16 protein-coding genes and 1 pseudogene are annotated in these 20,779 nt (G+C 61.6%); 8 read left to right on the top strand and 9 right to left on the bottom strand.

The window, feature by feature from the left end; all coding sequences use genetic code 11:
* Positions 1 to 26 precede the first annotated feature (26 nt).
* From E3O47_RS08645 to E3O47_RS08670, 6 genes are all read right to left on the bottom strand, one after another.
* Complete coding sequence (locus E3O47_RS08645; protein ID WP_241986143.1) at positions 27 to 2,507, bottom strand: glycoside hydrolase family 2 protein; 2,481 nt, start codon at positions 2,505 to 2,507, stop codon at positions 27 to 29.
* Positions 2,504 to 3,439 carry a carbohydrate ABC transporter permease gene (locus E3O47_RS08650; RefSeq protein WP_134343075.1) on the bottom strand — a complete coding sequence of 312 codons (936 nt, stop codon included), beginning with the start codon at positions 3,437 to 3,439 and terminating at the stop codon, positions 2,504 to 2,506. The genes E3O47_RS08645 and E3O47_RS08650 overlap by 4 nt, the downstream gene beginning before the upstream one ends.
* Positions 3,436 to 4,371, bottom strand: a complete 936-nt coding sequence (locus E3O47_RS08655; RefSeq protein ID WP_134343074.1) for a sugar ABC transporter permease — start codon at positions 4,369 to 4,371, stop codon at positions 3,436 to 3,438. Before E3O47_RS08655 ends, E3O47_RS08650 begins: the two co-directional genes overlap by 4 nt.
* A gap of 88 nt (positions 4,372 to 4,459) precedes the next feature.
* On the bottom strand, positions 4,460 to 5,779 hold the full coding sequence (locus E3O47_RS08660) for an ABC transporter substrate-binding protein (protein WP_241976919.1): 1,320 nt from the start codon (positions 5,777 to 5,779) through the stop codon (positions 4,460 to 4,462).
* An 83-nt stretch (positions 5,780 to 5,862) separates the two neighbouring features.
* Positions 5,863 to 8,847, bottom strand: coding sequence for a carbohydrate binding domain-containing protein (locus E3O47_RS08665; protein WP_134420227.1), 2,985 nt, complete (start codon positions 8,845 to 8,847; stop codon positions 5,863 to 5,865).
* Between the two features lie 174 nt (positions 8,848 to 9,021).
* Positions 9,022 to 9,885, bottom strand: a complete 864-nt coding sequence (locus tag E3O47_RS08670) for a substrate-binding domain-containing protein (protein WP_134420229.1) — start codon at positions 9,883 to 9,885, stop codon at positions 9,022 to 9,024.
* Positions 9,886 to 10,102: 217 nt separating this feature from the next.
* On the opposite strand from E3O47_RS08670, the gene E3O47_RS08675 reads away from it, so the two are divergent.
* The 5 genes and pseudogenes from E3O47_RS08675 to E3O47_RS16545 all read left to right on the top strand — a co-directional run bounded on the left by E3O47_RS08675 (position 10,103) and on the right by E3O47_RS16545 (position 15,657).
* On the top strand, positions 10,103 to 11,284 hold the full coding sequence (locus E3O47_RS08675) for an ROK family protein (protein ID WP_198418024.1): 1,182 nt from the start codon (positions 10,103 to 10,105) through the stop codon (positions 11,282 to 11,284).
* Positions 11,277 to 12,818, top strand: a complete 1,542-nt coding sequence (locus E3O47_RS08680) for a carboxylesterase family protein (RefSeq protein ID WP_166785357.1) — start codon at positions 11,277 to 11,279, stop codon at positions 12,816 to 12,818. The genes E3O47_RS08675 and E3O47_RS08680 overlap by 8 nt, the downstream gene beginning before the upstream one ends.
* 95 nt (positions 12,819 to 12,913) lie before the next feature.
* The gene (gene manA / locus E3O47_RS08685) at positions 12,914 to 14,086 is read left to right on the top strand and encodes a mannose-6-phosphate isomerase, class I (RefSeq protein WP_166785358.1); all 1,173 of its coding nucleotides are present in this window, start codon (positions 12,914 to 12,916) and stop codon (positions 14,084 to 14,086) included.
* A 696-nt stretch (positions 14,087 to 14,782) separates the two neighbouring features.
* Positions 14,783 to 15,169 (top strand): annotated as a pseudogene (locus E3O47_RS16540) (SDR family oxidoreductase); the annotation flags it as partial.
* A 236-nt stretch (positions 15,170 to 15,405) separates the two neighbouring features.
* Entirely contained in the window at positions 15,406 to 15,657 is a 252-nt protein-coding gene (locus E3O47_RS16545) for an SDR family oxidoreductase (protein ID WP_241973010.1), read from the top strand.
* A gap of 32 nt (positions 15,658 to 15,689) precedes the next feature.
* On the opposite strand, the gene E3O47_RS08695 is transcribed toward E3O47_RS16545, so the two are convergent.
* Positions 15,690 to 16,568: an alpha/beta hydrolase gene (locus E3O47_RS08695; protein ID WP_134420235.1), complete on the bottom strand. Its 879-nt coding sequence runs from the start codon at positions 16,566 to 16,568 to the stop codon at positions 15,690 to 15,692.
* Positions 16,569 to 16,789: 221 nt separating this feature from the next.
* Between E3O47_RS08695 and E3O47_RS08700 the strand changes: the two genes are divergently transcribed.
* Together E3O47_RS08700 and E3O47_RS08705 are read left to right on the top strand one after the other, a co-directional pair.
* Positions 16,790 to 18,004 carry an MFS transporter gene (locus E3O47_RS08700; protein WP_134420237.1) on the top strand — a complete coding sequence of 405 codons (1,215 nt, stop codon included), beginning with the start codon at positions 16,790 to 16,792 and terminating at the stop codon, positions 18,002 to 18,004.
* Between the two features lie 91 nt (positions 18,005 to 18,095).
* Positions 18,096 to 18,665, top strand: a complete 570-nt coding sequence (locus tag E3O47_RS08705) for a GNAT family N-acetyltransferase (protein ID WP_134420239.1) — start codon at positions 18,096 to 18,098, stop codon at positions 18,663 to 18,665.
* On the opposite strand, the gene E3O47_RS08710 is transcribed toward E3O47_RS08705, so the two are convergent.
* The gene (locus tag E3O47_RS08710; protein ID WP_166784743.1) at positions 18,593 to 18,886 is read right to left on the bottom strand and encodes a CPBP family intramembrane glutamic endopeptidase; all 294 of its coding nucleotides are present in this window, start codon (positions 18,884 to 18,886) and stop codon (positions 18,593 to 18,595) included. The two genes, E3O47_RS08705 and E3O47_RS08710, sit on opposite strands and share 73 nt — an antisense overlap.
* A gap of 551 nt (positions 18,887 to 19,437) precedes the next feature.
* The gene (locus tag E3O47_RS08715) at positions 19,438 to 20,016 is read right to left on the bottom strand and encodes a hypothetical protein (RefSeq protein ID WP_134420241.1); all 579 of its coding nucleotides are present in this window, start codon (positions 20,014 to 20,016) and stop codon (positions 19,438 to 19,440) included.
* A gap of 65 nt (positions 20,017 to 20,081) precedes the next feature.
* Between E3O47_RS08715 and E3O47_RS08720 the strand changes: the two genes are divergently transcribed.
* The gene (locus E3O47_RS08720; RefSeq protein ID WP_134343064.1) at positions 20,082 to 20,669 is read left to right on the top strand and encodes a TetR/AcrR family transcriptional regulator; all 588 of its coding nucleotides are present in this window, start codon (positions 20,082 to 20,084) and stop codon (positions 20,667 to 20,669) included.
* The last annotated feature ends 110 nt before the right edge of the window (positions 20,670 to 20,779 follow it).

Below are 20,779 nucleotides of genomic sequence, written 5' to 3' on the forward strand. Positions count from 1 at the left end.
CGTCAGGCCTCGTGTGTGACGGTGAACTAAGCCCAGTCCGCCACGAGCTGGTTGGCGGTGCGAAGTACCCGGTCTGACACCAGTTGGCGAAAATCGATTGGGCGGTCAGTAGTGACATGTAAGGTGACGGACTCGCCCGGGAGCAGGGTGACGAGCTGATCGTCTACGACTGCCTGGGGGTCGACCTTGTCGATCAGCAGAGTGATGTCGCGGACGAGGTTGTCCGCTGTCACCGTGACGTCCACACCTCCGTCGACCGTCTTGACTGTGGTCGACAGGCGGGCGGCTTCGAGGGCGGAGTCGCGATACTCGGCGAAGAACCAGAATGCACGCGTGTCACCGAAGTCGACGACCAACAGCTCATCGTTAACGTCTCCAGGTGTGCCGGTCTCCTCATCGATCGCGATCGTCGCTGCGGAACGCGCGTCGACGTGCACGTCCTGCCGGTTCTCGGCAAGGACGGTCCCGTCGAACCGTAGGCGACGGATCACGTACTCACCATCCCAGTCCTCGGCGCTGTCGTTGACGGCGACGGTTGCGAGAGAGTCTGCGCGTGGCTGGACGGTCAGAAGGCGGTCCTGGTAGACGTGCTTGAGCGCGTAGAGCAGCGGTTTGGCGACACCGTAACCGTCGATGGCGGCCCAGGACGTGACCGGCCAGCAGTCGTTGAGCTGCCACACGATAGAGCCCATGCACCGAGGACTCTCTGATCGCATGTGCTCGATTGCGAGGGTGACTGCGAGCGCCTGGTTGAGGGACATGGCCCAGTGCCAGTCCTCGGTGTTGTCCGGAAGGGGTAGGTGCGCGACGAGGCCGTCGGTGAGCTTGTCGTTGCCGTCCGTCGCCTTTTGGTGATGGATCATGCCGGGCGACTCCGGGGTGAGGGGGTTGTCAGAAATCGACCGTTGGATGCTCGACCAGGATGCCGGGCCTTGCCAGCCGAACTCAGCGACGAATCGGGAGTGGATGTCGCGGTAGGCCGGGTAGTCAACTCTGTTCCACAGCTCCCACAGGTGCACTGATCCGTGGTTGTAGTCGTTGGCAAAAATTTCCGGGTCGCCCGACCAGGGGCTTCCAGGCGTGTAGGCGCGGCCGGGGTCGAGTTCGGAGACGAGGCGGGGGAGGAGGTCGAGGTAGTACCCCAGCCCCCAGGTGCGTCCCTGCAGGCGCTTGGCCCATCCCCATTCCTCGTAGCCCCAGATGTTCTCGTTGTTGCCGTTCCAGAGAGCCAGGCTCGCGTGTGGCATGATCCGAGTCACGTTGTCGCGGACTTCAGCTTCGACCTCGCTCCACAGCGGCTCCTCCTCGGCGTAAGAGGCGCAGGCAAACAGGAAGTCCTGCCAGACCAGGATGCCGCGCTCGTCGCAAAGTTCGTAGAAGTCGTCGGACTCGAAGTAGCCGCCACCCCAGATGCGCAGCAGGTTCATGTTGGCGAATTCCGCCTGGTCCATTCGCCGTGCCAGGCGGGCGCGGTCGACGCGGGTGATGAAGGCGTCGTCCGGGATCCAGTTCGCGCCTCGGATCCATACCGGTTCGCCGTTCACGACAAATCGGAAGGAGGAACCTTCAGCGTCTGGCTCAAGTTGCACTTCGATGGTGCGGAAGCCGATCCGGGTGGTCCAGGTGTCGACGAAGGCGCCGCTCACGCTCGCGTCCACGGCGAGGTCATACAGGGGCTGGTCTCCGAATCCGCGTGGCCACCACAGATCAACGTTGGCGATGGCAATCTCGACTGTTGCTGTCGTGCTGCCAGCGGGGATGGTGGCTGAGGACCTCTCCCCGGCGATGCTTGCCGTGAGGACGACTGGTTCGTCGGAGGTGCGGTCGATGGCCACGTTCACGCTGACTCGCCCGGTTGACTCGTCGACGACCACCACGGGTCGCACCGTCGCCAACCGTGCGGTGCTCCAGGCGTGCAGAGATACGGGCTTCCAGATGCCGACGGATGCCGCATCCAATCCCCAGTCCCAGCCGAAGTTACAGGCGGCCTTGCGGATGGCGTTGAAGGGGTGGGTGTAGGTGTGCGGCCGGTAGCCGATTTCGAGGCTGGCCCGGTCGGCTTCAGCAACGGGGGAGGCGAAGAACACGGAAAGCTCGTTCGGTCCATCGATGAGAAGTTCATCAATCGCGAGGCGGTAGGTGCGGTGCTGGTTGCGGGTGGTAGCGATCTGATGACCGTTGAGGGTTACCGTGGCGATAGTGTCCAGTCCCTCGAAGACCAACTCGTGGCGGTCGTGCCCGTCGGCAGTCCACTCGAATGTTGTGGTGTATTCCCAGTCGCTTTCGCCGATCCAGGTCACCTTCTTCTCGTTCTGATCGAGGTAGGGGTCGGGGATCAGGTTCGCGGCAAGCAGATCGGTGTGTACCAGTCCTGGGACAGTTGCGGGGAATGACTTTCTGGCTACCGAGGAAGGGATGGGGCCGCGCTGCGCGCGGACGCTCCAGCCGTCGTGCAGGGGGCGCACGGCCGCGCTTATGAGAGTCGGATCGGTGATGGTGTCGGTCACTTTGTTGCTCCTGAGGTGAGTCCGTTGTAGATGAAACGCTGAAGGAAGAGAAAGGCGATGAGCGTGGGAACGATGACGAGGATGGTTCCGGCGGCGATGACTTCCCACTGCGCCCCGAATGGGCCCATGAATCGGAAGAGGGACGTGGAAATCACGCCAAGATCCCGTGAGGGCATATAGAGGAAGGGGATGTAGAACTCGTTGTAGACGGCAATGCCCTTGATAATCACGACCGTGGCAACGGCGGGTCTTAGCAGCGGCAGGATGATTTTCCAGTACACGGTGAATCGACTGGCACCGTCGAGCGTGGCGGCCTCATCGAGGGAGATCGGGATCGACTGCATGAACTGCAGGAAAATGTAGATCGCGACGATATCAGTGCCGGTGAACAGAAGGATGGCCGACCATCGGGTGTTGAAAAGATCGAGGGCGTTGATGACCTGGAAGGTCGCCACCTGGGTGGTAACGGACGGGACGAGGGTCGCGAGCAGAAACAGTGCGGTGACCAGGGACCGGCCGCGGAATCGGAACCGGTCGATAGCGTACGCAGCCATGGTACCGATGAGCACAGTGCCAGTGATCGAGATCACGAGGATGATTGCCGTGTTCACGAATCCGGTGATCATGTCGCCCTGGGTGAAGGCGATGACGAAGTTGTCGAAGTTGAACCAGTTGCTCGGGGGAACGAGGGGACCCGTGCTCCGATACTCCGCAGACGTCTTGAAGGCGAGCATGAATATCGTCACGATCGGAATTAGCGCGAACAGGCAGGCGATGACCAGGGACGCGTACTTGCCAAGCCGGCCGAAAAATCCACCTGCACGGCGTCGCCGACGGGGGCTCTTCGTACCCGAACTCCCAGACGCTGCGATTGCGTGGTCCGTCACGGGCAGTCCCGTGGCGTCCACTGGGCTGGGCTGGGTGCTGGTCATTCCTGGCCCGCTTTCTCGTCGGGGAAGACGCGTCGTTGCACTGCGGTAATGATGAGGACAATTGCGAGGAGGACAACAGCCATCGCCGAGGCGAGACCTACCTTGGAGTAGCGGAATGCGGTGTCGACGGTTTGGATGACGAACGTCTCAGAACCGTTGGCACCGCCGGTCATGATGTAGGGCATTTCGAACGCCGAGAGGGCACCCGCGATGGCGAGAATGAACGACAGGCCCAGGATGCGCCGGATGCTCGGCACGATGATGTACCGGAACTTGTCCCAAGAGTTCGCCCCGTCCAGATCAGCCGCTTCGTACTGCTCCGCAGGAACGGATTGGATGGCGCCGAGGAAAAGTACGAAGTTCAACCCCATGTATCGCCACACTGAGGTCGCAGCCAGCGACGTGTTGACAACCGACGGATCGCCAAGCCACTGCGGGGTGTTCTGCACGCCGAAAGCGCCGAGGACGGCGTCAAGCGTCCCGTCAGGACGGAAAAAGTACAGAAACATCAGCCCGATCGCGACACCGTTGATCAGGTATGGGAAGAAGATAACGCCCTTAAAGAAGTTACGGAACCGTGTCTGAAAGCTCAGCAGGGCCGCGAAGAACAGCGCTAAGCCGAGTTGGGCGATGGCGCCGGCAAGGTAGAAGAGGCTGACCAAGAAGACGCGGAAGATCTCCGGTTCAGTGAAGATTTTGATGTAGTTGTCGAGCCCGACCAAGCTTTTCTCTGGATCAAGGCCGTCCCAGTCAGTGACGCTGTACCAGAACATATTCGCGACGGGGATGTAGGTGAGAACGATGAGGAACGCAAGCGGGACTGCCAGGAACAGCCACGGCGTGATCCGTCGGCCGGCCAGCCGCTGTTTGCGTTCCGGCCGGATCCGTTTGCTGGCTCCCACCTCGAGGGAAGGAGTGTCGGTGATCGACATGTCGATCCTTTCGGCATCTTCGGGGGATGCGGTTGAAGGTGGGAGGAAACGGGCGGCCCGCTGCTAGGCGGACCGCCCGTCGAGTCGTTTATTCGACGACGGCGGCGCGGGCGGTAGCCCAGCGCTCGTTCAAGTCATCGAATAGTGACTTCTTGTCGCCGTCTCCCGCGCCGCGGGCGGCGTCAATGAGCCCCTGGCGGTAGGAGTTGCCGAAGAGGTCGATCTCGGCCTCGTTGGCGATATCGGTGATGACGGCCTCTTTGCCGACCGGGTCCGGAGCGAGCTCGAGGTACTCAACGCCGATCTCGGTGAAGTCGGAGAGGGTATCGGGAGCAGCGGCGTCGATGACGGGGCTGATCGCGCCCTGGCTCGCGGCGAATCCGGACTCATCTGTGAACCAGTCGACCCAGGCACGGGCAGTGGCCTTGTTCTCGGAGTTCTTGTTGATCGCGAGGAATTTGTCGGACGCGGTCACCGAGGTGAACGTGCCGTCCTGCGCCCAGGGCATCGGCCAGAAGCCAATGAGGTCGCGCGATTCGCCGGCCTTTTCTGCCGCATCCTGCATCTGCGCGACGGCCCACGAACCAAGAACCATCGAACCGATCTTGCCGGTGGCGAGGAGGTCTTTGGATTCCTCCCAGTTGGTAGTGGTGGGGTCATCCTCGCTGAGGCCAGCCGCGACCGTGTCAAAGAGCAGACCGTCGATGTTGAACTGGTCGTTACCTTCCGTCCAGGGGGCATCGTCAGCGATCATCTGGCTGCGCACGTCGGCGCCCTGAACGGTTCCGAGATTGCCCTCGATCGTGGCCAGTGGCCAGCCGTCCTTGTAGTTGGTGTAGTAAGGAGTGACGCCGTTGTCCTTGATTTTCTTCAGAGCCGCCAGGTATTCGGCCTCCGTCGTTGGGGGACTTGTTATGCCAGCATCTGCCCAGACATCGCGGTTAAAAACGTAGCCCATCGCTGAGCCGAAGGTGGAGATGCCGTAGGCGGTGCCGTCGAAGGAGCCTTCGTTGGTGAAGCGGTACTTCTTTGCCAGGTCTTCAGTCGAGCCGAGAGGCTCAAAGTAGTTCGCGAACTTGTCTTTGGTGACGTTTGAGCTGGGGATGAGCAGAACGTCGCCGAAATCCTTGGAGTTGAGGCGGATCTTCGTGTCGCCCTCGTAATCGGTGAGAGCCTCGAACTTCACCGTGGTACCCGGATACTTCTTCTCGAAGGTCTCGGCATAGTCGGCGAAGGTGGTGTCAACGAGGTCGGTGCGGTTGGTGAGCACGGTGATCTCGCCGGCCGGTTCTCCAGAGTCGTTGGCTGCGGAGTTGCCGGTGCATCCGGTAAGGGCAAGTGCGGCCGTCACAGCGATGGCCGTAGCGCCCATCAGTGCGTTTCGTCGGGTGTGTGGCGTGTGTTGCACGATGATTCTCCTTGGTTGGCCGTCGCCGTCATCGGCGCCGGGGCGTTCGGATTGATGTACAGAGGGGTAGAAGCAGGTTGGTGTTAGTGGGCGACCACGACGGTGGTGATGTCGTCGATAGTCATGGTTCCCGTGCCAGTCCCGTTGATATACAGCGCGAACTGGGTGACGGAGGTGAGGTCAAGATCGGCCTGTGGTGCCCACGACGGTGGCGCGAAGTCAGTGAAGGGGATATTGACTGTCTGTGGTCCGTTAGTCAGTGGCGTCACAGACGCTTCCCAGTAGGCGCCGTTCGCGACGAACTGCACTGAGAGGGAGTTGCTGACGTCGGCATCGATGTTCAGGGTTAGACCGGAGTATCCCCACCAGTTTTGTGCGCCGCTAAAGGTCTTTGCAGTGCCGGCGTAGCCCGCGGTACCCAGATCGTAATCGAACTGAGCAGCCCTGGTACCGTTGGCGTCGTTCGCGGTGAGCGAGAGGTTGATTGCGCCGCCACCAGCATTTCGGACGTAAGCGGCCTGCAGGTCCGAATCAGCTGCGTAGTCGTCGAAGTCGTCGACAACTGTGGGTTCAGTGGGTAGGGCTGCGGTAAAGAAGTCGCGCCGTTCTGACGCTGTCGATCCGGCGCCATTCACCGCGGTCACCTGCCATGAGTAGGTGGTCTCCGGGTCCAGCTCGAGAGCCGGCCGATATCCCGTCGCGGTTAAGCCGGTTGCGGACGTAACGGGCGTACCGGGGGCGTTTGTCTTCCAGAGCTCGAACCGGTAGTAGGCGGCGGAGACGGCGGATTCCCAAGAGAAGGCTGGTGTGGCGGTGACCGATGCCGCGGCGGCTGCGGGAGTTCCGAGCTCCACCGCTCCGGGTGCAGTCAGTGGTGCTGCGTTGGGAGAGTAGATACTGACCGAGCCAATCTGGGGGGTCCAGATTTCGCCCGCGAACTGGGGCCAGGAAACTCGGAGATGGTTGACGCCCGTCAAGTCCTCGACACTGTAGGTGTAGGGCTTCCAATTTCCAACACCGGCGCGCGTCTGCGTTTGCAGAGTTGTCCAGGTAGACCCATCGGCGGAGCCCTCGACCGTGAGCGCGGCCACGGCTTGGTCGGGCCAATACCACGCGTCGATGTTGGCGCCGCTGATGTCATCAAACGCCCAGGAGAGACTTGCCAGGTTACTGCTGTCGCGTTTCACCCGTGAGGTATCGCCGCCGAATGATGTCGGGTTGCTGCTGTCGAACGAGAGGTTCCCGTTGTGTTGCGCAGTCTTCGAGAAGTCGTTCAGGGGGTCGAACAATGCGATAGTCACTGCTGCGCTAGTGATGGTGGCGCGTTCAACCTTGCCGTTGCCCTTCCAGCTCAGGCGAACGGCGTCTCCGGATAGACCGTTCGCGATCACGAAGCGGTGCCCTGCTCGCACCACGTTTTTGGTAGGAACGTCAGTCCAGTTGACTCCATCGACGCTCGTGGACACGACGACAGATTTAGAATCGGTGACCTTGAACGTCGCGCTGAGGAGACCATCGCTCTCCCAGGTGATGCTGGCGGTGCCGCCCTTTGTGCCTGCGGCAACGCCGCCGGCAGGTGTGGCGAGGATGTCGGTCCCGTCGTGTGTGGAAGTAAGTGACCAGCTTTCAAGCGGGTCGACGAGGACAGCTCCTTCATTGGGTGCCGCGACCGCGTCGGAGGCAGTCCGGCGTCGGTCATTGGCGTCGACCGGGATCACCCGGTAGGCGGCACCATCCGGAGATTCGTAATCGGTGACGGGTGACGCTGAGGCGGACACCGGCCCGTCAGTCACGTCGGCCCATTTTCCCCCGTCGGTTGAACGCTGCACGATGTATCCGGCAGCACCCGCTGTCCCGCGCCAGGCGACCACGTTGATACCGTAATTCTGATCGATTGTGGTTATGAGAGGAATGCCGATTTTGAGACGACCCGGCTCGCTTCCTGTCGCGGCGCTGTAGTGCTGGATGGCGGCGACGTTTTCTTTCGCCCGCTCCAAGACTCCCGGATAGTGAAGGGTGAATCCGTCGTCGTGCTGGACCTGGCCGCCGCGGTCGTTGTTGCCGAAGAGCGACCAAAAGAACATGCCAGAGACGTTCGGATCGGCGGCCGCGGCATCCAGGAGTTCTCCGGTGGCGGCCGTGGAGGCGTACTCGCCCGCGATGTAAATCTTGCCGGCGGCAGCAACGACTGCGGCGTCGGCGGAGACACGCTCGGCCGTTGGAGGGTAGTAGTGAACGTCAACGATGTCGAGGTCGGGGGCCGCGAGGGTGTCCGGGTCAATGTCGAAGCGGCGACCCGCTGCGACGAGCTGCTGCGGAGCCCGATCCTTAATATGGGCGACCTGGCTGTTGATCCAATCGAGGGTCATTCCCTCGAGTTCGTTGCCGAGCTCCCAGGCCATGATCGTCGGGTCGTCAACGAAGCGTGTACCGGTGATCGAGTTGGTGTGCGTCAGGATGTGGTCTACGTAGTCCTGGTAGGCGGCGATGGCGGATGGGTCAGAGTAGAACTGGTCTGCGTTAAGCCCGAGCGGAGTTGTGAAATCGCGGTGGCCTCCGTGGTAATACTCCCACTCGTCGGTCAGAGGTAGCACCAAGCGGATGCCCAGTGTTCCGGCGTAGGCCACGGCAAAGTCAATGGTGCGGAAGGCCTCATCGTTGTACTGACCGAGTTTAGGCATGAGCGCCAGCGGATCTGCATTGTCCTGACTGGTAGACGTGGTCATGTGCGAACGCACCACGGTGATGCCCATCACAGCGGCGGTATCCAGTGCGTCCTTGATCCGGAAGAACGTCGGGTAGTCGACTCCGCCGACGTTTTCATCGAGACCGAGCCAGTAGATGTTGGTTCCGCTAGCGCGGAATTGCTCGCCATCGAGGGTCAGAGAGCTTCCATCGCGTTGCACGAAGGCCTTGTTTTCGTTCTTCCAGTCGGACCCCTTCTCGGTGGCGCCGGCGGGAGCGGCTACGACGAGGGACGCGGCGGTAATCGCAACGAGAGCTAGTCCCGCAATGGATGAGCGATGTTGCTGCCGCGGTGACGCGGACTGGTGGGTGGCAGATTTCATGTTTTGCCAGGGCTCCTTCGACCGGGGACGTATCTGTTGCCGAGCGGTCCGAGCGAGTGCACGGTGCTGTGGCGTAACCCATGGTCGCGGATTGGTTAGCAGGAGTCAAGAACATATATAAATTACTTATGTAATACTTTTTGAGGAGGTATTCTCATGCAAGAGATTCGACGGCTAGCTCGAAACGTTCAATATCGGCGCCCCGGTCGATTCGCGGGCGACGACTACCACCGGGGGACTCGCGATGGATTGCCCCGAGACCGAGACAATCTCTTCGAGCAGTCCCTGACCGGCGAGCATTCCGATGACCTGGACATCATGCGATACCGCCGACAGCGAGGGCTCGCTCAGTTGGCATTGCGCGGAGTCGTCCCAGGCAAGCAGGGAAAGGGCACCTGGAACCGAGATCCCCAGCTCTTGCGCCGAGTCCAGCGCACCGAGCGCCATCAGATCATTGTCAAGGATGGCGGCAGTCGGTGGCTTCTTGTGCCTGATCAGGGCGCTGATGCAGCGCCCGCCGGATTCGCGGGAGTAGTCACCGTTTTGCTCGATCGGTTCGATACCGAGACGTGCGCATTCGTTGAGGAAGACGTCGCGCCGGATTTGGCTATGCAGCAGATTGGCGGGGCCGCCGACGTGAGCAATCCGGATATGGCCGAGTCCGGCAAGATATTCGACGGCATCGCGCATGGCCATATCGTCATTGGTCCATACGGCTCGAAAGCCCGGAGCTGCCGTGGGCGGGCCAACGACAATCGCGGGCAAGCCAAGCGCGTGGACCAGCTGGGGTCGAGGGTCGTTGACAGTGAGGTCGACAAGAATGACGCCGCTCACTTCGCCGTCGGCGCTCCATCGGCGGTACGCCTTCGCCTCCGCTTCCGTATCTGGAAGCACATTCAAGAGAACCGAATATCCTGCAGGTCGCACGGCCCGCTCCACGCCCGCAATGAACTCATGGAAATACGGCTCTGCGCCCATGATCTCCGTCGCCCGAACGAGGGCGAGGCCGATCGGGCGCAGCAAGGGGAAATCGCTCACGGGGTCCTACTTTCGGTTAGACATCTCCAGCGTAGGTGCCTCATGCACTCATGCCGCCGCAGCAGCAGTCGGCAGAATGGTGACACACCGGTTGCCAGAGGACAGACCGGTGCGCCTGCTGCTTTACCGTACGCTAGCGAGCAGATCGAGAGGAGAAACGATGGCTCGTCCTGAGGCCACAGCGGCGGCGCCGGGCAGCCGGGCCCTAGTTGTCGACTTGATCCGCTCCTCCGGTCCGATTAGTCGTGTCGAATTGACTGCGGCGACCGGGTTGACGCAGCCGGCGATCTCTCTGATCGTGCGCAAATTACTGACCGACGGAATAGTCCGTTTAACTGGATCCACCGCAACCGGCGGTAAGCCGCGCCAGATGCTCGAGATCAACGCCCGTGCTCGCATCGCGGTCGGCATTCAGCTCGCTTTCGAGGCGATTACCCTCGTGGCCACCGACACCGCGGGTGGCGTCATCGCACGCCAACAGATCGACGGTGCGGCACTGGACCCGCCAGAGGAGGTCACTCGCCGCATCGTTCGCGGGTACGAAAACTTTGTACGCGGGAGCGGGCTGGACCGAACCACGATTGCCGGCGCCGCCGTCGTCGCCCCGGGGCCGATCGACCAGAAAGCAGGACGAGTGCTTGGCCCTCCGACGCTCCAACATTGGCGGGACTTCCCGCTGCGCGAGGAAATCGGCTCCGGGATCGGTGTCCCCTTACTCGTCGAGAACGACGCCGCTGCGGCGGGGATAGGCGAGTTTTGGAGCCGCGGCGTCTCCCGGCACGAGACTTTCGGCAGCATATACATCGGGTCGGGAATTGGTGCCGGGGTCGTGCTCGACGGGGCGTTGTACCGGGGTGCAAGCTCCAACGCGGTTGAGATCGGTCACGTAACGGTCGTTCCCGGCGGTCGCGAGTGCTTCTGTGGCAACATCGGCTGCCTGGAACGCTACGCCGCCCCATCGGCCGTGGTCAAGGAAGCAGCGGAGAATAAGCATGCATTCGACGACCTGGACCTCACCTTCGAAATCGAACGGAATGCCCGCGAGTTCGACGTCATAGGACTCGCCGCCATCAACGGACACGCTGCAGCCGGCAAACTCCTACAACGATCCGCGGCGTACCTGGCCGAGGGCGCCGTGACTCTGGCGAATCTATTCGATCTCGACGCCCTCATATTGACTGGACCCGGCGTCGCCATCGCCGGGTCCATTTACACCCGCGTCATCAGAGCCCGGCTCGAGTCGCAGAGATTCGCCCGCCGCGCACATCCCATCAGCGTCGAACTCTCTGCAAATCCGCGCGACGCGGCCGCCATCGGCGCGTCTTCATTGGTCCTGCAAAGCACGCTGTCGCCCGGACACGGACCAGTCCTCCATCAATCAGCCATCGACCGTGGCTGACTCCACAGCTTCGCTAGTCCACACACCAGACGGTATTCTCCGCGGCCGCGTCGTCACCACGCCCGACGGTGTAGCGGCTGCGTTTCGCGGTGTCCCGTACCGCGTGGCAACCCAACGGTTCCGACCCGGACGTCTCGTCGAACCGTGGAAAGGCACTCGAGACGCCGTACAAGCCGGACCAGCTTCGCCCCAGCACGTCGACGACCCTGGCGGGCTACTCATCAATGAGCGCGACTGCCTGAACCTGAACGTCTGGACGCCTGATCCGTCGGCGCACAAACTGCCTGTGTTCGTCTGGATACACGGTGGCCTGCACATCTCCGGGTCTAACGCCGACCCACTTCGCGACGGTGTACGCCTTGCTGCGTCTGGCGGAATCGTCGTCGTCTCAATCAACTATCGCCTCGGCGCCCTGGGATACCTCACTCTCGACCACCTGCTCGGTCCGGACTACAGCCAATCCGGCAACCTCGCGCTGGTCGACATCATCTCCGCGCTCGAATGGGTGCGCGACAGCATCGCCCAATTCGGCGGTGATCCCCTTAACGTCACCGTCGCCGGCCAGTCCGCGGGGGCGACCATGGTCGCCACCCTTCTCGCATCACCACGCGCGGCAGGGCTGATGCGCCGCGCCATCGTCCAAAGCGGAGATCCCGAACGGGTGGGCTCACGTGCCTACGGAGAGGCCGTAACCGACGAACTGCTCGATCTGCTCCACCTCGGCGGCGATCCCGCCGGCATCATCGACCTGCCGTGGTCCACTATTATCCGCGCGCAACAACACCTGCTTGCAAAGCACTCCGCCGGGCGACCCCAACCTGTTCCGGTCTTTCGCCCATCGATTGATGGGCGTCTGCTGCTGAGCAACCCTGTGGCCGCTGTCGCTGGGGGAGCGTCGGCGGCCATTGACCTGATCGTGGGAACGAACCTGAACGAGGCAAGCGGGCACGTGGATCTGCGTGAACGCGGCACACACGCGTCACAAGCAGTCCTAGATGGCTCCCTCAGCACACTGCTGTCCAAAGAACCACTCGGAGAAAGATCCCTCAGCCGATTCGAGGCTTACAGGGATGCCTTTCAACTCGACACCGGCCGCGGCGCAACACCCGCTGAACTACTCGAAGCCTGCCTTACGGACACCACATACCGCCAACCTAGCCAGCGCCTTCTTGACGCGCGTACACAGGCGACTGGCTCGACGAGGTCATATCTCTTCGTTTGGGAACAACAGGACGCAACGTGGGCTAGAGGGGCCGGGCATTCCCTCGAATTGCCCTTTCTTTTCCGCCACGTCGATGACTCGCAACGGGCCCGCGCTGAAGCGGGGCTCAACGCCCCATACTCCCTGCGCGACGTCATTAGCCAATATTGGGTCGCTTTTGCAACGACAGGTGCTCTCGACTACTGGCCAGAATACGAGCCCAACCGCCGAAGCACACTAATTCTTGACAGCCCCACCCGGCTGGCAGACGCCCCGCGTGACAATATTCGCCGACTGGCCGATGAATCGTACATGACCAAATCCCCCAGTTGAGCGCTCCGTAATCTAACGCATCGCAGATGAGCGTCCGCTTCCCTTCGCCATCCTCTCGAGTTCTCCTGGTACAACTACCGTCCCTTGGAGTCACCATGTTCAACCGAATTACCGCTACGCCGAAGACCTACGCTTGGGGGTCCACCACGGCTCTTCCGCAGCTTCTCGGCGTCGCGCCCGACGGGTCACCGCAGGCGGAGCTCTGGATGGGGGCCCACCCGGACAGCACCACCTACATCCTTGATCCTCATGCCGGCCAGCCGGCCACGCTGAACGAGTGGATCGCAACACAACCGGAGGCAGCGCTGGGCGAACGGACCCGGCTGCCGTTCCTGTTCAAAATTCTCGCCGCCGCAAAGCCGCTCTCCCTGCAGGCACACCCGTCCCTCGAACGCGCCCGAGAGGGCTACGCCGAAGAGAATCGACGAGGGGTACCGAGAGACGCCCCAGATCGCAACTACAAAGATGAATGGCACAAGCCTGAGCTCATCGTGGCCTTAGCCGATGGGTTTCAAGCACTCTGCGGATTCCGCGCTATTGACCAGTCTCTGAAGCTCCTACAACACCTTGCAGCCCTCGCAGACGCGAGGCCGTCAATCCTCATTGAGGGGTTCCGGGACCAGCTCGAAAACGTCGGGATCGAACCGACGGTCAGGGCTGTCCTCACACGTCAGCCCGCTACTCTAGTAAGGGCGCTCGTCGGCGCCTCACGATCGAACGATAGCCAGGTCTGGGCAGCCGAGGCCCAGCTATTGCTAAGCCTCGACAAGTGCTACCCCGGGGACCAAGGGATCGCGATCGCGGCCCTACTCAATTTCGTGAGCCTTCGAAAAAACGAGGCACTCTTCCTGCCCGCTGGAAACATCCACGCCCACGTTGCAGGCCTGGGCGTTGAGATTATGGCCGCCAGCGATAACGTCGTTCGGGGTGGGCTCACGAGCAAGAACATCGATGTCCCAGAGCTCTTGCGGGTGCTGGATTTCCGGCCTACACGCGTCCCGTACGTTAAGCCGGTTACCCGTGTCGACGGCTTCGTGGAGTACCACGTACCCGTTTCCGACTTCCAAGTCATGAGGGCCGATGCCGGCACAACGGTCAACTTCATCCCGAACGAATCTGCCGTGGTCTTCGCGACTACTGGATCCACGACCGTCACCCAAGGCAGCAACGTTTGGGTGCTAAAGCAGGGAGAAGCCGCATACATCGCACCAGGTACAGTGCCGTTCTTGCTCAAATCAGAAGGGGACACTTTCATCGCGACAAGCTGAGCTATCGCGCCACGAAGCAGATAGGCCCGAAAATGAACACGACCCTGCGCAGCATCACCCACAATGATCGTCAACCGACCCGTTGACGATAATTACCAGGTCATGATCAGCGTGACCCGGGATATAGAAACCTAGCCGCGCTAGCCGGCCAGCGCCGAATAAAAAGTTTGGTCAGGTATCTGAACTTTATGCCTAACGCTAAGAGCTCGTTGTTGACTCGCTGGGGTCAGGGCCAATCGGACGTCGACCGCGTCGTCTTCGGGGTGGGCCGAGTCGTAATCGTCGTGCTTAGCCATGAGCTGCCGCCTCCGCTGCAGTGGTGTCATCCGGCGCTGGGATCGGCGCTGGCGTGGGGTTTGGTGTCCTGGTCGGGGTGCGGTTGATGATGGTGGTGAGGGTATTATCGCGGAACCAGCGGCCAGTGTTGACCATGATGGGTCGGCATTTGGAGCTAAAGACGATGGCGCGCCATTCGAGGAGGGAGCCGAGGGTGGCGATGTTGAGGGTGCTGACCTTGCGTTGGCGGGCAAACAGGACGATCCCATTGCTGACGAGGCCGGGGGAGAGCTAGTTTCAACTGCATGTGCGGCAGATACGTGGTTTTGTAGGGCATGACGCCCAGTAGTGAGTCCGCGCGTCAGCGGGCCAGCATCCCTTCTTCTTGCTGTTTTTCACTACACATATTGGAGTCTCCACATGCCGTTTTCCTCATTGCCCCTCCTCCGCAAGACCGCACTCGTGACGGGCGTATCGCGTCGCAAGGGCATCGGATTTGCCGTGGCCCATCACTTCGCCGAACTCGGCGCTAACGTTTTCATTCAGCACTATTCGCCCCACGACGACGAACAGCCCTGGGGAAGCGACGACCTCGGCGAGGTCCTAGTAGGCATCACATCAGCGCAGATTGCAGACGCAGTCTTCGGTGACGTAAGCCTCGACTTGGCCGTGCCGGATTCAGCCAGCCTGCTTATGGAGGCTGCCTGCGGGCTCACCGGGGGAGTCGACATCCTCGTCTGTAACCACGCCCGCAGCGGGAGCGATGGCGCCATCTTCGACATGACCCCGGAGCTGCTCGATGGTCACTGGCAGGTCAACACCCGCTCCACGCTTCTGCTGACAAGAGCGTTCGCTGAGCAGTTCTCCGGTCACAGAGACACCGCACCAAGACGTCCGGGAGAACGACCCGAGCACGCCGTCCCGGTCGACGAATTCGCGACTGGTCGAGTCATCTGGATGACGTCGGGTCAGCTCCACGGCGCGATGCAGGGCGAGGTTACCTATGCGGCAAGCAAGGCAGCCCGGGCTGGGGTCACACCAACGTGGCCAGCGAACTCTTGGCGCGGGGCATCATTCTCACCACCATCAACCCCGGACCCGTCAATACGGGATATCTGGATCCGGAAACGACGGATCGCCCGCTTGAGGAGATTCAAGAATTCGTGCGGAACACTCCGTTCGGACGTTTCGGGTTTCCCGCCGACCCCGCGCGTTTGATCGGATGGCTCGCCACTGATGAAGGCCGATGGATCGTCGGGCAGGTCCTGACGACGGACGGTGGCTTCGGACTCTAGCCAGTTCTCGGTCGGGAACCTTTTCCGGGCAATCAGCCTCTCGTCGCGGGCGATTTGGACGGCTGCTTGAGGAACGCGTCGATCGCTCCCCGGAAGGCAGCCGGCTGTTCGACCCACGGGTAGTGCCCGCTCCCTTCGATGACCACGCATTCGCCTGTGGGAAAGAGGCGTGCCAACGCGGTCACCGGCGCTAATCCGGTGAGGCAGTCCTCGGCTCCGGCAATCACCAACACAGGGGCCAACACCTGCCCCAGCCGCACCGTGAGGTCGCGAGGTGGGGCGATACTGAAATACGCCTTCGTGGCGGGCAGGCTCCATCGCCCGACGGTCGCATGGGATCGCTCTGTTGCGCCCCAGTTGGAGTATCCGGCCGGCGCCGTTTCCTGTTGCCAGGCGTTGAACCCGTCATCGTCAACCGTCTGGGGCCCCGCTTCCAAAGCTGCGAAAGCGGCTTCGAAAACCAAATCTCCGCGCCGCTTCTCGCTCAGCGTATGGGCATCGGATGGCTCATCGACGAGATAAGCCGCCGGAGGAGTGATCAGCACTAACCTGGCAACGCGGAGCGCGAATTGGGCCGCGTAGGCGATGGCCATTCTCGTTCCCGCTGAGTGAGCCACCAGGACGACGCGATCGAGGCCGAGATGGACACGCAGGTGTTCGATGTCGTCGGCTTGAGACCAGAACGAACCCAGCTCTTCCTGATCGGGCGCGGCCGTGCGTCCGACACCTCGTAGGTGGGGCACGATGAGCCGGTGCCGATCGCTGAGCCCGGCCAGATCACCAAGGTAGCTGGGGTGGCGGGCCGCTCCTCCTGCAAGGAGAATAACCGGGCATTCGTCGCCGTCGCTGCCCTTGCGGCGCACGTCATCGTAGTGAAGTGCTGACCCGTCGGAGCTTTCGTAGCTTGGCATCACTCGACGGTACACGGCACACATAAGGGAACGGTTTGCGCGGCATCTCCGCTGGCCAGCCGGGTCGGTCAGTGTTGGAGGGTGGACGTCGGTCTGGCCACCCGTCCGCTATCGTTACGGCATGCTCCCCATCTGTGATTGAAGACCGGGCTGACTTCTTCAGCTAGCAGGTCCTCATTCACTGCGCGCAAAAGCCGCGCCATTTCTCACGGAGCTCAACCATGCCCGCAACGACTCTGTTCGCGACCTACGCGGATGTTCTCAGACTCAAACACGTCCCTTTTGTTTTCTCGAGCGCCCTGACCGGACGTTTCGCTTATCCTCTCGTTGGTCTGCCTCTCCTCTTCGCTATTGAACAAGCGACTCAGTCCTTCTCCGCCGCCGGTATAGCGGTCGGCGCATACGGGGCTGGTGCCGGTTTCCTCGCACCAGCCAGAGCCCGCCTCATCGATCGATTCGGACGCCGCCTTGTCCTCCTCCTGCTCAGCAGCGTTTTCGGGTTGAGCTTGGTCGCTCTCGCACTGCTCACGAGCTCGGGCGCACCAGTCTGGTTATGCGTGACGGTGGCCGGCCTCCCCGGCGCGTTCGCTCCACCGTTGGGCCCGACAATGCGGGTCGCCTGGGCGTCGTTGACCCCGACTCCAGTTCTGCTGAAAAAGGCTTTGAGTCTGGACGCAGTCCTCGAGGAGTTGCTCTACCTTGTCGGCCCCGCCTTGTCCGGCCTGCTCTTGGTCATCATCGAGCCGAGTACCGCCCTACTCATCCCTGCCGCACTGATTCTGGTCGGGACAGCACTGATGATGTCTTCCCCCGCGATGGCCGCGACCCCGGTCGACGCGTCACGCAGGGACGCAGCCAGCGCTGCGCCCCTGCTCACAGAACCGCGATTCATCGCGCTGCTCCTGCCGGTGCTGGCAGTCGGCCTTGTGGTCGGCACCGTCTACGTTGCGGTCCCGGCCATGATTGCTACCCTCGGTAATGCCGCAGCGGTGGGGGTTGTCCTCGCCCTGTTCGCGGCCGGCAGCGCCGTTGGAGGCCTTGCCTATGGCGCTCTTCAGATCACGGTGTCCTCGCAGCGCCAACTCGTGATCCTGGCGATATTGTTCATTATGGCCTCTGCCGGTGCTGGCCTCGCAACGTCGACGATCTCCCTGGGACTGGTCATTTCGGCCGCTGGACTTTTCCTTTCCCCGGTCATGATCGTGGCGTATTTTGCAGCCAACGATTTTGGTGGGACGACCCGACAGACCGAGTCAACAACGTGGGTGAACACCGCTCACAACGTCGGTGCTGCGGCCGGGAGCGCGCTCAGCGGCTTCCTCGTCGAGAGCTGGAACGTGAGTTCAACTTTCCTCACCACAGCTGCGGCAGCCGCCGTCTTCGTCGCTCTCAGCGCCGGCATCTCCGCGAGACTCTGGCGACGACCCTCCGCCTAATTGAATGATTGCAGGAACGACGGGCGGGCATACTCCTTGCATTACGGCGATTGGTCGGGCGCAGTCCGCCCAAGACCGATTAGATGGGCGGATGGATTCGAACTATAGGTTCTCAGCCGACGTTGCCGATATAGACCGTGACCAAGTGCACCGCTGGATCAGCGAACAGTCCTATTGTGCGCCAAGGAGGTCACGTGCCCGGCAGGATGCAGCCATAGACGGCTCACGAAACTTCGGCGTCTACGACACCGAATCGAACAAGCAAGTCGCCTACGCGCGGGTCATCACGGATGGAGTGACTTTTGCATGGCTTTGCGATGTGTTCGTCGACCCCCAGGTTCGAGGCCGCGGCATTGGCGCTGTCCTCATCAAGGGAGTCTTGGAAGAGTTCGAGCCGCTTGGTCTGCGGCGCATCGCTCTCTCGACCAACGATGCGCACGGGTTGTATTCCAAATCAGGGTTCACCGCTTTGGGTATCCCGAGACATGGATGGAACGAATCGGCAACCCAAGCGCTTAGTCATCAGCAGGCTTCGGGTCAAGAACACACCTATTCCCGCCTTTCAGGTTGGGTGTCAGGAGGGAACGCTCAGTGCGTCATTTCGGGTACCCGGTTAGACGTTGCTTCGCCAGCTCGTGGCATGATGCCGAAGGAGCCCTGAACGATGATGACGGCCGCAATCTCGACAAGAAGCCCGTTGCCTTGTCGGTCTCCTCCAAGGTGCATGATCGCGAAAGCAAACGATGCCAGAACGACGCCGCCCCAGCGTCCGAGGAGCGCTTCCGCCCGTGTCTGCAACCAGTACCGGTAAAACAGTTCCTCGCCCACGCCAGCGGTAAGCGCGGTCAGCGTTGCGCCAACGATTAGGTAGCCCAGGTCCACGCCTTGAAAAGTAGGGACCGCTATCCAGGGGCTCGCTTGCGAGAGGATTGTCCAGACCACAATGAGAACAATCGGCGCCCACCACTGCCAGGCCATGCGGGGGCGGGCAATCTTGATATTGCGTCAAGATCTCCACACCAATGCTGCGGGTATCCCGTCCAGAATGACTACTTTGGCTGGAAAGTACTCGGCCGAGTCGTCAATTTCCGTGATGCCAATGACCAGGGGAAAGAGGACCGCGCATACCAGGAGCGCCATGCCGCTGCGTCGAATCGCACGGGCATTAGAAACCGTAGGTTCGAGCGCTGGAGCGCTCCACGGCAGTGCACGTGTCAGGGCAATTGCGACCAAGGGAGGCACGAGCACGACCCACAGAGGGGTGATCGGTGACCCGGGATCCGAGGATTGACGAATCCCGTCGGTTGAGAGAGTCAGTAAAACGATCAGTGCAAGCACGCCCAGCGCCCCGGCTGACCAGATGAGGACTCGACCGAGCTTGGTGACAGTCCGTCGATCGCTCCCCGGAGGCGCTGTCGGCAGAGTCACGGCTTCTACTGCTGCCCGGATGTGGCGTTCGCGTGCACGTCGACCAATGGGCTCAATGTCGGTCGCTTCTTCGGCCAGAGGGTATACCCGAGGGCCCACAACACTTCGATCGCAACGACCAGGAGGAAAATGCTGTTGAGGTCGTTGAGCGCGCTGGTTCTGGTCTCGTTATCGACGACCACGGTCAACAGCCAAATGGTCCCCAGAGCCACGGCCACAGCCAACGCTGTGCGCGCGACGTCTTTCCAACACTCGGCCGCATAACCCCGCCCGTAGAGCTTGATCGGCTGCGGCCCATTCGCGAACCGATAGGCGAAATGGCGGTCGGCCCACGCGATCATCTTGTGCCCGTGAGCCACGGAGAAGCCGAGGTAGATCGCAGCGATCCCGTGGAAGACCGTCGCCGTCGCGCCCGATGTCAGATCCATCGCCGTGACCACGAGCAAGATGACGTCGACCACCGGCGTCATCGCCAGCAAGGTCAGTCCGGTCCTTTTCAGACGCAGCATATATCGGGCGACGAGACCCAATGCGATCAAAACCCAGAAGCCAATTTCGGAGGCGACGATGATGGCAATGATCATAAATCCCCCAGTCGATGCGTCTAGGCCCTGAAAACAAACTAGCACGCCCGTGCTAATATCAATTTATGGCGAGAACGATCGACCGGGACGCACGCAAGGTACAGCTCGCTCAAGCGGTGTGGCAGATCATCCTCGACCAAGGAATCAGCGCGGTATCGGTGCGCACCGTTGCCGAGCAGGCTGGCGTGGTGGTCGGCTCCCTGCGTCATGTTTTCCCCACCCGCGCTGAACTCCTGCAGTTCTCCGCCGAGCTCATGGTGCAGCGCGCCACCGACCGCGTTCTCGCTATTCGTGAAGGCTCGAACCCAGCGGAGTACGCGCTGGAGGTCCTGAAAAACTTCTTGCCTCTTACCGCTGATAGTCGCGCGGAACTCGAGGTCAATATCGCGCTGATTGCGGAAAGCCCTGCGTTGCCGCAACTTGTTTCCATCAGAAATCGCGCTTACGAAGAACTGGGGAACGGCTGCCTCCGACTGGCCGAAAAGTTGGCCTGCAGGCCCAGCGGCCCTGAACTGGTAGAACGAGCGCGCCATTTGCACGCCGTTCTCGATGGCCTTGCCATTCACCTACTCATGGAACCACCCGGAAACGACAGCACCTGGGCAACCGTCATCCTCGAGAAAGAGCTTGCACGCATCATCAGAAACCGCTGACCAGCACCTAGTGCGGAGTCACCTGCGATCGGTGCATGCGGCCGGGCAATCCACGGATCCGTGCGGAGTTCCGCAAGAGGACCGTCTTACGGGCAAGAGCTTATGGTCTC

This window comes from Cryobacterium sp. TMT2-17-1, assembly GCF_004402765.1.
In the GTDB taxonomy this organism is placed as follows: Bacteria; Actinomycetota; Actinomycetes; order Actinomycetales; family Microbacteriaceae; genus Cryobacterium; species Cryobacterium sandaracinum.